This window comes from Luteimonas sp. GW821-FHT14E02 (assembly GCF_058803905.1).
Genome location: NZ_JBXAPK010000005.1, coordinates 163,498 through 177,150 on the forward strand (window position 1 = coordinate 163,498; position 13,653 = coordinate 177,150).

The window sequence follows — 13,653 nt, forward strand, 5'->3', positions numbered from 1 at the left end:
CGGCGCACATCCGTGCGCCGATGTTCTTGTTGATGCGAGCCCGGATCGAAAATCCCGGACAAGCATCCGGCTACGATTACTGGACAGTCACGGTGACAGTGGCGGTTGCCGTTCCACCCTGGCCATCACTGATGGTGTAGGTGAACTTCGTGCTGCCGAAGTGGTTGCGCGGCGGCACATAAAGCACGCTGTTGCCGAAGATGGACACGGCCCCATGCGATGGCTGCGTCACCGAGACCAGACTGATGGAATCGCCATCCGGATCGCTGTCGTTGGCCAGCACGGACAACAGCACGGGCTGCCTTCTCCGGATCACGACAGCATCGTCGACCGCCACCGGCGGCTGGTTGTGCTGGACAGTCGAGGTGACCGACACCACCGCGTCGGCCGTCGCACGACCGTAGCTGACGCGATAGGTGTATTGATCCACACCTTCGAAACCCGCGTCCGGCACATACGTCGCCTCGGCACCGATCAACATCACCGCGCCGTGCTGCGGCGCCTCGACGAGGCTGTATTCCAGGGCACCGCCGTTGCCGATCGAACCTTGCAGCGTGGTGGTGACCGGCGCCCTGTCAACGCTGCCGGTGGAGATCCCCTCGGCCCTGAGCGGCGCGTACATCTGCACATATCGCACGCCGCCCGCCACGGACGCCATCACCAGCGAACCATCGCGCGAAAGCTTGATGCGGCCCTGGTTGAAGGCGCCATTGCCCGTATGGGTGAAGCTGTTCTCGAAGTCCAGGCTGCCGGTCTGCGTGAAGGTGTTCATGTCGTAGACCTTCACCTCCTGCGTCCCCGCCCACGGGAAGTACGCGATCTTCTCGACGGGATGGTAGGCCGCCGCGATGGGCTGCGGTCCCGCGTATTGTCCAAGCGTCGCGATCTTCTGGTAGGCGTCGTTGTAAACGAACGTCCCGCCGTAAGTCGGAATCGCAAACTGGCTGCCTAGCCGATCCGTCGCGATTTCGAAGTTCGACCAACCCGTGCCGTTGTCGTACCACTGCCTGCGCACCACTTCCTTCGTCGGCACGTCGAACAAGCCCCAGCGTCCATCGGAGATGTTCGATTCCGCGAAAGCGATCGTCTGGGCGTCCCCGCTCGCCGACAGCATCGTGTTCTGCTGGATGGTCGCCAGCACGGTGGCCGTGCCGCTGGCCGGATCGAATTGCCGCAGTGGCACGCCTCCCGATCCCTGGAACATCGACGAGGCCAGGAGCGAACCGTCGGCGGCATACGTCACGGTCCAGGTGCCGCCTTCGTAAAAACCGAGAGGCGCCGTGAGCTTGCTCGCCGCCAGGGAATCCAGATTGACCAGGTGCACCCAGTTCGCCCCCCCGGAAAAACTGCGATCGGCCACCGCCAGCGTGTTGCCGTCCGGCGACAAATCGGCACCGCTCAACTGCCCGCCCAGGATGATCGGCGACAGGAATGTCTGAGTCTGCACTTCGTAGCGCAATACCTTGTCCTGATCGGTGATGTAGATGAGCCCGCGCTTCGCGTCATGCACCATGTCTTTCCTGTCCGCCGCAGGAATCAATGTTCCTTCGGCATTCGCATGGCCGATGCACAACGCAACACAGACGACCATTGCCTTCATGGCATATTTCAATGACATACCTTGCCCCTTGACGATTGATGGTAAGACCCGAGGATTTCGCCGACCCCACTCCTCGAATCGCGCTAAAGCACCGTTGTGCGAAACCCGGATTTTCCGGGTGTTTTTTGAAAGCGAGATGAGCGTGCGCCACCAGCCCTCGGGTCAAGAGATGCAGAACCAGCGTCGTGGCGCACGATGCATAGTTGAACAGGTCATCGTCTCCCCGATTGAGAATGCATGACGTTGCGTCATGCACATCATTCAATCAGCAAGGATGATGGTTTTGAGATCGTCAGTCTCAAACGATGAATGACAAATCTGGCAAGCAGACACGGGAGTTCGATGCCTGTCGCACGACCTTGATGATCATCTTCAGTGATGACATCGAATCCAGCCCTGGAGGGAGATGAAAGCGGACTGCTCGATCGGCGGGCAAGTCGCCACAGGTTCCCCCACCGCCAGGCCGGCCTTGACGGCCCATGCCGCGATCCGGTAATGCTTATGCCCATGACCGCCGTCCCCGCCATCGCCAGCCTCGCCCTCCGGCCTTCCGGTCCGGTCGCGGCCGCGACGACGATTACCACCACGACCACCACCTCACCCGAGGTGCGGACGGGCGTGTCCACCTGATCGACCACGCCACTCCGCACCCGGATCGGGTGCGGGGCGGCAGCCTCCCCCGAAACGCGGCGCGGAGCCCAACCTGGAGCTCCACCGATGTCGTCGTCTTCGAAAGAAAATCCCAATGCCGTCCTTGGCGAAGCTTCACAGGCTCCGGAACCGCCGGCCCGGCCATCCTTGGCCGGGCGTTCGTCGCCGCAGCCGATGCCGATAGGACATCGGCTGGACGCGGCTCCTCACCCTCCCCACTGTCACGTCCACAAGTTCGGCGGCAGCAGCCTCGCCGACGCCGCGCACATGCGCGCCCTGCCCGACTTGATCGAGGATGGCGCCGGCACCCGCTTCATCGTCGTCTCGGCGATGCAGGGCACCACCAACGCACTGGTCGCGCTCGGCACCGCCGCCAGCGAACGCCAGGACTGGACCGCCGCCTGGCAGGCGCTGCTGCAGCGTCATCTCGATACCGCGCAGGCATTGGCACCCACCGATGCCGCCCTGCGGGAAGCACTGGAAGCCGACTTCGCGGGACTGCGCGAAGACCTCGCCACGCTGGCGGCCGGCACAATGGACGTGGAAACCGTGCTCGCGCGCGTGCACGGGCTCGGCGAAATCTGCTCCTCGCGCCTGGTGCAGGCCGCGCTCGGCAGCGAACAATGGCAACGGCTCGACGCGCGCGACGTACTGGTCGTCCATCCGGGCGAGATGGGCGCCGGCGTCGACTGGGACGCCAGCCGCCGCAACTTCACGCAATGGCGCGCGAAGAACGACGGCCGCGACACGGTCGTCACCGGCTTCGTCGCGCGCGACGCGCGCGGACGCGATACCACGCTCGGCCGCAACGGCAGCGACTACTCCGCGGCGATCTTCGCCAACCTCGCCGACGCCAGCACGCTGACCATCTGGACCGACGTCGACGGTGTGCTCTCCGCCGATCCGCGGCTGGTGCCGGACGCGGTCTGCCTGCCGAGGCTGTCCTACGCCGAGGCCTGCGAACTGGCCTACTTCGGCGCCAAGGTGCTGCATCCGCAGACATTGGCGCCCGTGCAATGGCGCGGCATTCCGCTGCACATCCGCAATACGCTGCGACCGGAGGCGCCCGGCACCTGGATCGTGGCGCAATCCAGTTCCGCCGACGAAACCACGAACGGTTCGCCGGTGAAAGGCCTGAGCCTGATCGACGGGCTCGCCGTGCTCGAACTGGTCGGCAACGGCATGATCGGCGTGCCGGGTTCGGCACAGCGCCTGTTCGCCGCGCTGCACGAAGCCGGCGTGTCAGTGACGATGATCTCGCAGGGTTCGTCCGAACACTCGATCTGCTGCCTCGTGCGCGCCGCGCAGGCCGAGCGTGGGCGCAAAGCGATCCTGGCCGCGTTCGCCGGCGAGATGGCCGATGCGCAGACGCAGGGCGTCAACATCACCTATGACATCGTCGTGCTTGCGGCGGTCGGCGACGGCATGGTCGGCACGCCGGGCGTGGCCGCGCGCCTGCTCGGCGGCCTCGCGCAGGCGCGCGTGAACGTGCGCGCGATCGCGCAGGGCGCAAGCGAACGCAACATCTCGGTGGCGGTTGCGCAGGCCGACGCCACGCGCGCGTTGCGCGCCGCGCATGCAGCGTTCTGGCTGTCACCGCAGACGATCTCCGTCGGCGTGATCGGACCGGGACAAGTCGGACGCGCCCTGCTCTCGCAATTGGCGTCGACGCTGCCACGCCTGCGCGCGCAATCGAACGTCGATCTGCGCCTGCACGCGATCGCCGACAGCAAACACATGCTGCTTTCGCAAAGCGCGCTCGATCCGGCCACGGCGCACGAAGCACTCAAGCAAGGCGAAGCCGGCGTGCCGGTCGATCTGGACGCCTTCGCCGCACATGTCCGCGCCGAGCATTTGCCGCATGCCTTGATCGTCGACTGTAGCGCCAGCGATGTCGTGGCGGCGAAGTACGAACAATGGTTGGCGGCGGGCATCCACGTCGTCACGCCCAACAAGCATGCCGGCAGCGGCGACTGGACGCGCTATGCCGCAATCCAGGCGGCGCAGCGCAACGGCGGACGCTTCCTCTACGAAGCCACCGTCGGCGCGGGCCTGCCGGTCATCCTCACCTTGCGCAATCTGCTCGACACCGGCGACGTGCTGCACGAGGTCGACGGCATGTTCTCCGGCACCCTGGCCTGGCTGTTCAACAGCTATGACGGCAGCCGCCCGTTTTCCGCTCTGGTGCGCGAGGCTCGGGAGCTCGGCTACACCGAGCCCGATCCGCGCGACGATCTCTCCGGCCTCGATGTCGCGCGCAAGCTGGTGATCCTGGCGCGCGAGGCGGGCCGCGAGCTGTCGGTCGAAAACGTGGTCGTCGAAAGCCTCGTGCCGGAACATCTGCAGCAGGTGAATCTCGACGAATTCCTGGCGCGTCTGGAGGAACTCGACACTCCGATGCAGGCGCGACTGGACGCCGCGCACGCGCAGGGCCTCGGGCTGCGCCACCTCGCCAAGCTCGATCGCGATGGCCGTGCCACCGTCGGCGTGGTCGGATTACCGCCGGAACATGCCTGCCGCAAGACGCGCCTCACCGACAACCTGGTGCAGTTCCGCAGCGAACGCTACTCGGAGAACACGCTGGTGGTGCAAGGACCGGGAGCCGGGCCGCAGGTGACAGCGGCGGGGGTGTTCGGCGATGTCTTGATGATCGCGCAGTCTCTCGGTTCGCGCGCATGATGGAGATTCGTCATTCCGGCGAAAGCCGGAATCCATTTTGCTTTTTGTTTCACCGCAAAATCAGGAACAAGATCAAAATGGGTCCCAGCTTTCGCTGGGATGACGAGTAGAAATCAACCGCCTGGCGTACCTTCCCTTCAGAACCTCTTGCCTTTCTCGATGCCCTCAACTCTCCAAGCCCGCGCCTTCGCCCCCGCCAGCGTCGGCAACATCGGCGTCGGTTTCGACCTGCTCGGCCACGCCATCGTCGGCCCGCGCGATGTCGCGATCGTGCGCCGCATCGACGAGCCCGTCGTGCGCGTCGATGCCATCCGCGGCGACGTGCCTGGTGTCGATGTGTTGCCGTTGCAAGCCGAGCACAACACGGCCGGCCGCGCGTTGATCTCGATGCGCGAAACCTTGCAACTGCCTTACGGACTGGCTTTGGAACTGGAGAAAGGCATCGCGCTCGGCTCCGGCCTCGGCGGTTCGGCCGCGTCCTGCGTGGCCGCAGTGGTGGCCGCGAACGCGGTGCTCGATGCGCCGCTCGAACGCGATGCGCTGTACGACTTCGCGCTCGACGGCGAATCGGTATCCAGTGGCAGCCGTCATGGCGACAACGTCGCGCCGATGCTGCTCGGCGGCGTGGCGATGGCGACGCCGACGCGCATGATCGCGCTCACCGCGCCCGACTGGCTGTATTGCGTGGCGGTGCATCCGGACCAGGTGCTGGAAACGCGGCGCGCGCGCGCCGTGCTGTCCGAGCCGTACTCGCTGCATGAGATCGTCGGGCAGACCACGCACCTGGCTTTGTTCCTCACCGGCCTGCAGCGCGGCGATGCCGGCCTGATCCGCGAAGGCCTGCACGACCTGCTGGTGGAACCGCGCCGCGCGTCGCTGATTCCCGGATTCGCGCAAGTGAAAGCCGCCGCGCTCGATCACGGCGCGCTCGGCGCCAGCATTTCCGGCGGCGGGCCGAGTGTGTTCGCCTGGTTCGCCTCCAAGGCCGAGGCCGAGGCCGCCGCGCCTGCGATGCGTGGCGGCTTCGTCGATGCGGGTTTCGATGCACGTGCCTACGTGTCGCCAGTCAACGCGCCGCGCGCGGAAGTCCTCGATGACCGATGATCTCTCTCCCGTCATTGCTGCTTTCGCAGGAATGACGGCTGTAACGATGTCGCCCGGAGCAATGCCATGAAGTTCGTCAGTACGCGCGGGCAAACGCCACCCACCGCCATCGACGATGCACTGAGCGCGGGCCTTGCTCCGGATGGTGGCCTCTACGTGCCCGAGCACATCCCCGCGCTCGCGTCGACGCGGCCTTTCCCCACGCTTGCGGAAACCGCGAACGCGGTGCTGGCGCCTTACTTCACCGATTCGAAGCTGTGCGATCGGCTCGCCGACATCTGCACGCACGCCTTCTCGTTCGAAGCGCCGCTGCGGCCGTTGAAGAACCCGGGTACTGCTTCTGAGCAGGATGCTACTGAACGGAATTTCCTGCTGGAGCTGTTCCACGGCCCCACCGCCGCCTTCAAGGATTACGCCGCGCGCTTCCTCGCCGAAGCCCTGTCCGGCCTGCGCGCTCCGAATGCGCCGGTCACCACGATCCTGGTCGCCACCTCCGGCGACACTGGCGCAGCGGTGGCGGCTGCGTTCCACCGGCGGCCCGGCTTCGAGGTCGTGATCCTCTACCCGGACGGCAAGGTCTCGCCGCGACAGGCGCATGGCCTCGGCTGCTGGGGCGACAACGTGCGCGCGTTCCGCGTCGACGGCAGCTTCGACGACTGCCAGCGCCTGGCCAAGCAGGCGCTGTCGGATGTCGAATTGCGCAGTGCGGTGTCGCTGAGTTCGGCCAACAGCATCAGCCTTGGCCGCCTGTTGCCGCAGGCGGCCTACTACGCGCATGCGGCCTCGCATCACGCGGCCAGGCACGGCGAGCCACTGAATTTCATCGTGCCCACGGGCAATCTCGGCAACGCCTGCGCCGCGCTGGTGGCGCAGCGCATGGGCGCGCCGATCGGCGAGACCCGGCTCGCCACCAACGCCAACGACACCCTGCCGCGCTATTTCGCAGGCGATGAATACGCGCCGCAACCGACCCGCGCCACGCTTGCCAACGCCATGGACGTAGGCGCCCCCAGCAATTTCGAGCGGCTGCGCCACTGGTATCGCGACGATGCTGAATTGCGGCACGCGATCCGCGCGCAGGGTGTCGACGACGCCACCATCCGCGCCACGATCGCCGCCGCGCCAACGCGTCACGGCATCGTGCCCTGTCCGCATACCGCGACCGGCCTGTTCCTGCTCGAGCAGCTGCGCGCGCAAGGAGACACGCGTTCCTGGGCCGTGGTGGCGACGGCACATCCGGCCAAGTTCGAAAGCATCGTCGAGCCTTTGGTGGGACATGCGGTGGAACCACCCCCGGCATTGGCCGAATCGCTGGCACGCCCCGCTTCCGCCGAAGCACTGCCCGCCGATTACGCAGCCCTTCACGCAATACTTACAGCCGCAACCAATTGAGTCCTTCCTGATGCGTAAGGAAGAAAAAATGCGACATGGCGAAAAGTTCTAACTGAAACTGTTGACAAGCCCTCGCGGGGCATGTTTCTCTCACATCCATGACGCAGCGCAACAACCATCCGCAAGCCCTCCAGGCCACGTCGCCCGACGTGCTGAAGAGCTTGCTGCTGCCAACGCTGCCGATCGCCGCGCCTGCTCTTGCAAGCATTCTTCTTGTACTCGTACTTATTACCGTCCAAACAGGCGCGGGAATCGGGTTTGCGTAAGTAAAAGCACAAACCCAAGGTCGAAAGAACCTAAACCCCGCGCCCCAAAAGGCGCGGGGTTTTTCGTTTCTAGGCTTGGGTTCCGAAATCTGAAAGTCCGCACAGGGATGCGCGGGTTTCTGCGATGGATTCGCATCAACGGAACACTGGTTCGTGAGAAGCAACGCCATCAAACAAGGCCCCGCCCACGCCCCCGCCCGCGCGATGCTGCGCGCGACCGGGCTGGACGATGCCGCCATCGCCAAACCCTTCGTCGGCGTGATCCACACCTGGTCCGACGTCTCGCCATGCAACATCACGCTGCGCGATCTGGCCCAGGACGTGCGCAAGGGCGTGCTGGACGCCGGCGGCACGCCGATAGAGTTCAACACCATTGCCGTCACCGACGGCATCGCGATGGGCTCGGACGGCATGCGCGCCTCGCTGGCCTCGCGCGAAACCATCGCCGATTCGATCGAACTGGCAGTCACTGGCCATTGCCTGGATGCGATGGTGCTGCTGGTCGGCTGCGACAAGACCATCCCCGCTGCCGCGATGGCCGCCGCGCGCCTCGATATCCCCACGGTGATCCTGTACGGCGGCACGATCATGCCGGGCCGCTGCCCGTCCAAGAACGGTGCGAGCGACGACAAGCCGCTCACCGTGCAGGACGTGTTCGAAGCGGTCGGCGCGCATTCGGCCGGTCGCATCGACGACGACGAACTGCATCGCATCGAATCCCACGCCTGTCCCGGCGCCGGCGCCTGCGGCGGCCAGTTCACCGCCAACACGATGGCGATGGTGCTCACCTTCCTCGGCCTGTCGCCGCTGGGAGCCAACGACATTCCGGCGATCCACGCCGAGAAACCAGCCGCTGCCCGCGCATGTGGCGAGCTGGTGATGGCGCAAATGCGCGATGGCGGCCCGAGACCGCGCGACCTTCTCTCTCTCGCTGCGCTGCGCAACGCTGCGCGCGCGGTCTCGGCCACCGCCGGTTCCACCAATGCGGCACTGCATCTGCTGGCGATCGCGCACGAAGCCGGCGTGCCCTTCGATCTGGAGGAATTCGAGGCGGCGAGCGCGGCCACGCCCGTGATCGCCGATCTGAAACCGGGTGGCCGCTACACAGCGGCGGAAATGTTCGAGCAAGGCGGCACCGCACTGGTGGCGCGCGAACTGAAAGCGGCCGGTCTGATCGAGGACATTCCAACGATCACCGGCCGCAGCTTTTTTGAGGAGACCGATGCGGCGACCGTCTCCGCTTCCCAGGACGTGGTGCGCCCGATCGGCAATCCGATCAAGCCACGCGGCGGCTACTCGATCCTGTACGGCAACCTCGCGCCGGAAGGCTGCATCGTCAAGCTCGCCGGCCACGGCCGCGAGCGCCACAGCGGCCCCGCGCGCGTGTTCGACAGCGAGGAAGCCGCCTTCGCCGCCGTGCAGGCGCGGCAGATCCTGGCCGGCGACGTGGTGGTGATCCGTTTCGAAGGCCCGGCCGGCGGCCCCGGCATGCGCGAGATGCTGGCGGTCACCGCGGCGCTGGTCGGACAAGGCCTCGGCAACGATGTCGCCCTGCTCACCGACGGCCGTTTCAGCGGCGCCACGCACGGCTTCATGGTCGGCCACGTCTGCCCCGAAGCCGCGCGCGGCGGTCCGATCGCGCGCCTGCGCGACGGCGACCGCGTCACCATCGACGTCGCTACGCGCCGTCTCGACGTCGATGCCGATCTCTCGCAGCGCACGTCCGCGCGTATCGCGCCGCGCGTGACCACCGGCGTGCTGGCCAAGTACGCACGCGACGTCGGCTCCGCCTCGAAAGGCGCGGTCACCGCGCCCGGACCGCTCGATGACAAGCGCATCGCCGCGACCCTGGTCACTCCCACGGCCGCGAACACGGCCAGTGCCGAACCGATTCCCGCCTGACTCGTACCACTCCCTTCCCCTCTCCAACCGGAAACCCGACTCCATGAACGCCACCACCGCCTTCCAACCCAAGATCGCCGTCATCGGTTACGGCAGCCAGGGCCGCGCGCACGCGCTCAACCTGCGCGACTCCGGCTTCGATGTCACCGTCGGTCTGCGTCCCGGCGGCCCCACCGAGCAGAAGGCCAAGGCCGACGGCTTCAAGGTGAAGACGCCGGACGCCGCCGTCGCCGATGCCGATCTCGTCGCCGTGCTCACGCCGGACATGGTGCAGGCGCAGCTGTACCGCACCGTCATCGAACCGAACATCCGCAACGGCGCCTGCCTGCTGTTCGCGCACGGCTTCAACGTGCATTACGGGCAGATCACGCCGCGCGAGGATCTCGACGTCGTGCTCGTCGCGCCGAAGGGTCCGGGCGCGCTGGTGCGTCGCGAATACGAGATCGGCCGCGGCGTGCCGTCGGTCTACGCCGTGCATCAGGACAAGAGCGGCCGCGCCGAACAGCTCGCGCTTGCCTACTGCGGCGGCATCGGCGGCGCGCGCCAGAACGCGATCAAGACCACCTTCAAGGAAGAAACCGAAACCGATCTGTTCGGCGAACAGGCCGTGCTGTGCGGCGGCGCCACCAAGCTGGTGCAGGCTGGCTGGGAAACGCTGGTGGAAGCCGGCTACCAGCCCGAGGTCGCTTACTACGAGTGCCTGCACGAACTGAAGCTGATCGTCGATCTGTTCTACGAAGGCGGCGTGACCCGCATGCACGAATTCATCAGCGAAACCGCGCAGTACGGTGCGCTGACCCGCGGCACCTACATCGTCGACGATCACACCCGCGCGCAAATGCGCAAGGTGCTGACCGAAATCCAGGACGGCACTTTCGCCAAGCAGTGGATCGCCGAATACGCCTCGGGCAATGCCAACTACAAGACACTCAAGCAGGGCGATCTGGATCACCCGATCGAAGCGGTCGGCAAGAAGCTGCGCGCCAACATGAAGTGGCTGGAAAACGCACCGAAGGCCGCGGCGAATCCCGCTTCCGCGAGTTCCGCTGCACAACCCCAAACCGAGGCTGCATAAATGAACGCTTCCACGGCGGCGGCCGTGACGGCTGGCAACAACATCGAAGCCGCCCCTCAGGCGGCCGAGGATGCCGAGCCGGCGACAACGTCCAAGCCCGCCCCCATGAACGGCGCGCGCTGGCTGGTGCAGGCGTTGATCGCCGAAGGCGTCGACACGCTGTTCGGCTATCCCGGCGGCGCGATCATGCCGTTCTACGACGCGCTGCACGGTGCGGAGCTGAAGCACATCCTGGTCCGCCACGAACAGGGTGCCGCCTTCGCCGCCAACGGCTACGCGCGCGCCAGCGGCCGCGTCGGCGTGTGCGTGGCGACCTCCGGTCCCGGTGCGTCGAATCTGGTCACCGGCATCGCCGACGCGATGTTGGACTCGGTGCCGATGGTCTGCATCACCGGCCAGGTGCCGACGGCGCTGATGGGCACCGATGCGTTCCAGGAACTGGACGTGTTCGGCATGACCATGCCGATCGTCAAGCACAGCTTCCTGCTGCGCCGCGTCGACGAGCTGCCGCGCGTGGTGGCCGAAGCCTTCCGTCTGGCGCGCAGTGGCCGGCCCGGCCCAGTGCTGATCGATCTGCCCAAGGACGTGCAGATCGCCGATGCCTCGCATCTGCCCGCCTACGAGTCGGCACCGACCGATATCGTGCCGCGCGCACCCGACGCCACCATGCATGAAGCCGCCGCGCTGATCGCGCAAGCGAAGAAGCCGGTGGTGTACGGCGGCGGCGGCATCGTGCTCGGCGATGCGGTGGAAGCGTTCCGCGATTTCGTCGAACAGACGCGCATCCCGACCGTGCTGACATTGAAGGCACAGGGCGCGCTGCCGGCCGCGCATCCCTGCAACCTCGGCATGCTCGGCATGCATGGCACCCGCGCCGCCAACATGGCGGTGCAGGAAGCCGACCTGCTGATCGTGGCTGGCGCGCGCTTCGACGATCGAGCCACCGGCAAGCTGGCCGAGTTCGCGCCCAACGCGCGCATCGTGCATCTGGATGCCGACGTGTGCGAGATCGGCAAGCTGCGCGACGCCGACGTGCGCGTGTGTGGCGATGTCGCGGCAAGTCTGTCTCGCCTCGCACCGCCGTGCGCTGCCCAGATGCACGGCCGCCATGCCGCCGCGCGCCGCGCCTGGCGCGGCCTGTGCCTGGAACGCAAGCTGCGCTTCGGCGCGCGCTACGACGCGCCGGGCGACGGCGTCTACGCGCCCGCCCTGCTCAGGCGCATGTCGGAAATGGCGCCCGAGGCGATCGTCGCCTGCGACGTCGGCCAGCATCAGATGTGGGTGGCGCAGCACTGGCGCTTCACCCATCCGCGCAAGCACCTCACCAGCGGCGCGCTCGGCGCGATGGGCTTCGGCCTGCCGGCGGCGATCGGCGCGCAGCTGGAGAATCCGAAAGCGCAGGTGGTGTGCGTGAGCGGCGACGGTTCGTTCCTGATGAACGTGCAGGAGCTGGCCACGCTGAAGCGCTACGGCTTGCCGGTGAAGATCGTGCTGCTCGACAACCAGGCGCTGGGCATGGTGCGGCAGTGGCAGGAGCTGTTCTTCGATCGCCGCTATTCCGAGATCGACCTGTCCGACAACCCGGATTTCGCCGTGGTCGCGCGCGCCTTCGGCATCGAGGCGCTGTCGGTGAACCAGGCCGCCGATGTCGAAGGCGCACTGCAGGCATTGCTGGACGCGCCCGGCCCCGCGCTGCTGCACGTCGCCATCGACACCGCCGCCAACGTCTGGCCGCTGGTGCCGCCGAATCACAACAACGCGCAGATGATGGATGCCGATGAGGTGACATCGCTGCCCGGCACTAATGCGACTCCATCTTCTTCCTCTCCCGAGGCTTTCCCCCATGCGATACCAGCTTGAACTCACCCTGCGACACGCCGAAGGCGCCCTCGCCCGTGTGCTCGGCACCGCCGAACGGCGTGGCTTCCGTCCCGTGTCGGTGGATGGCGAGGCGCAACCCGACGGCGACCGCTGGCATCTGCGCATGACCGTCGAAGGTGATCGCTCCGACGAATCGCTGCAGAACCAGCTCGCCAAGCTCTACGACTGCCTGTCCGTCGAGGTGGTGCCGTGCCCGTGAACGCCAGCAACGTCACTCCCATCACCGAAGCCGCGAACGCCGAGAAACCGAAGCTGTGGTTCGACGGCAAGATCGCCGACGTCGATGCCTTGCAGGCCGACCTGACCACGCACGCCATGCATTACGGCAGCGGCGTGTTCGAAGGCATCCGCGCCTACGCCACCAAGCACGGCGCGGCCGTTTTCCGCCTGCCTGAACACCTGGAGCGCATGCGCCGCGGCGCCGAACTGCTGGGCATGAGCTTCGATACGCAGCAAGCCACCGAAGCTACGCTGGCGACATTGCGCGCCAACCACCATCGCGACGCCTACATCCGTCCACTGGCCTGGTACGGCGAAGGCAGCTTCGGCCTCGATGTCAGCGGCCGTCCGCAGCACATGATGGTCTCGACCACGCCGACGCTGGTGCATCTGGCCGGTTCGCGCGCGCGCGTGGCCGTGTCCAGCTGGCGCCGCAATCCCGCCGATTCGCTACCGCCGCTGAAGCTGTGCGGCGCCTACGTCAACTCCATCCTCGCCAAGCGCGAGAGCAAGGCGCGCGGCTTCGACGAAGCGCTGTTCGTCGACAAGGACGGCTTCGTCGTCGAATGCACCGGTGCCAACGTCTTCGCGGTGAAGAACGGCCGCGTCACCGCCATCGAGCATCGCGATGCCCTGCCCGGCATCACGCGCGACACCTTGATCGCTTTGAGCGGCGCGCAATCAGGCACGCTCACCTACGAGGAATTGCTCGACGCCGACGAAGTGTTCGCCTGCGGCACCGCCGCCGAGGTGGCGCCGATCGCCGAGATCGAGGATCGCAGCTTCGGCGACAACCCGATCACGCGCGAGCTGGCCGCGCTGTACGCGCGCGTGGTGCGTGGCGAGGAGTCCGTCTCCTCGAAATGGCTGACGCCGGTCTGAGT

The 13,653-nt window shown here is 66.5% G+C and carries 12 protein-coding genes; 11 read left to right on the top strand and 1 reads right to left on the bottom strand.

The genetic code is table 11. The features are described 5' to 3' along the window. Window positions 1-76: 76 nt before the first annotated feature. Window positions 77-1,513, bottom strand: a complete 1,437-nt coding sequence (locus tag AC1RNP_RS10145; RefSeq protein ID WP_493051131.1) for an Ig-like domain-containing protein — start codon at window positions 1,511-1,513, stop codon at window positions 77-79. On the opposite strand from AC1RNP_RS10145, the gene AC1RNP_RS10150 reads away from it, so the two are divergent. The 11 genes from AC1RNP_RS10150 to AC1RNP_RS10200 all read left to right on the top strand — a co-directional run bounded on the left by AC1RNP_RS10150 (window position 1,512) and on the right by AC1RNP_RS10200 (window position 13,651). Beyond that, entirely contained in the window at window positions 1,512-1,841 is a 330-nt protein-coding gene (locus AC1RNP_RS10150) for a hypothetical protein (RefSeq protein ID WP_493051132.1), read from the top strand. The genes AC1RNP_RS10145 and AC1RNP_RS10150 overlap by 2 nt on opposite strands. A 266-nt stretch (window positions 1,842-2,107) precedes the next feature. Beyond that, entirely contained in the window at window positions 2,108-2,230 is a 123-nt protein-coding gene (locus tag AC1RNP_RS10155) for a hypothetical protein (protein ID WP_493051133.1), read from the top strand. Between the two features lie 195 nt (window positions 2,231-2,425). Further along, window positions 2,426-4,930 carry a bifunctional aspartate kinase/homoserine dehydrogenase I gene (gene thrA, locus AC1RNP_RS10160; RefSeq protein WP_493051134.1) on the top strand — a complete coding sequence of 835 codons (2,505 nt, stop codon included), beginning with the start codon at window positions 2,426-2,428 and terminating at the stop codon, window positions 4,928-4,930. Between the two features lie 159 nt (window positions 4,931-5,089). Then, window positions 5,090-6,034, top strand: a complete 945-nt coding sequence (locus tag AC1RNP_RS10165) for a homoserine kinase (RefSeq protein WP_493051135.1) — start codon at window positions 5,090-5,092, stop codon at window positions 6,032-6,034. A 66-nt stretch (window positions 6,035-6,100) separates the two neighbouring features. After that, the gene (thrC, locus tag AC1RNP_RS10170) at window positions 6,101-7,426 is read left to right on the top strand and encodes a threonine synthase (protein ID WP_493051136.1); all 1,326 of its coding nucleotides are present in this window, start codon (window positions 6,101-6,103) and stop codon (window positions 7,424-7,426) included. A 98-nt stretch (window positions 7,427-7,524) separates the two neighbouring features. Continuing rightward, window positions 7,525-7,692: a hypothetical protein gene (locus tag AC1RNP_RS10175; protein ID WP_493051137.1), complete on the top strand. Its 168-nt coding sequence runs from the start codon at window positions 7,525-7,527 to the stop codon at window positions 7,690-7,692. Between the two features lie 153 nt (window positions 7,693-7,845). Then, window positions 7,846-9,594: a dihydroxy-acid dehydratase gene (gene ilvD, locus AC1RNP_RS10180; protein WP_493051138.1), complete on the top strand. Its 1,749-nt coding sequence runs from the start codon at window positions 7,846-7,848 to the stop codon at window positions 9,592-9,594. Window positions 9,595-9,637: 43 nt separating this feature from the next. Then, window positions 9,638-10,669, top strand: a complete 1,032-nt coding sequence (gene ilvC, locus AC1RNP_RS10185) for a ketol-acid reductoisomerase (RefSeq protein ID WP_493051139.1) — start codon at window positions 9,638-9,640, stop codon at window positions 10,667-10,669. Between the two features lie 105 nt (window positions 10,670-10,774). Then, complete coding sequence (gene ilvG / locus AC1RNP_RS10190) at window positions 10,775-12,529, top strand: acetolactate synthase 2 catalytic subunit (RefSeq protein ID WP_493051299.1); 1,755 nt, start codon at window positions 10,775-10,777, stop codon at window positions 12,527-12,529. After that, on the top strand, window positions 12,513-12,749 hold the full coding sequence (locus AC1RNP_RS10195; RefSeq protein ID WP_226467877.1) for an ACT domain-containing protein: 237 nt from the start codon (window positions 12,513-12,515) through the stop codon (window positions 12,747-12,749). Before ilvG ends, AC1RNP_RS10195 begins: the two co-directional genes overlap by 17 nt. Beyond that, window positions 12,746-13,651 carry an aminotransferase class IV gene (locus AC1RNP_RS10200; protein WP_493051140.1) on the top strand — a complete coding sequence of 302 codons (906 nt, stop codon included), beginning with the start codon at window positions 12,746-12,748 and terminating at the stop codon, window positions 13,649-13,651. The genes AC1RNP_RS10195 and AC1RNP_RS10200 overlap by 4 nt, the downstream gene beginning before the upstream one ends. The last annotated feature ends 2 nt before the right edge of the window (window positions 13,652-13,653 follow it).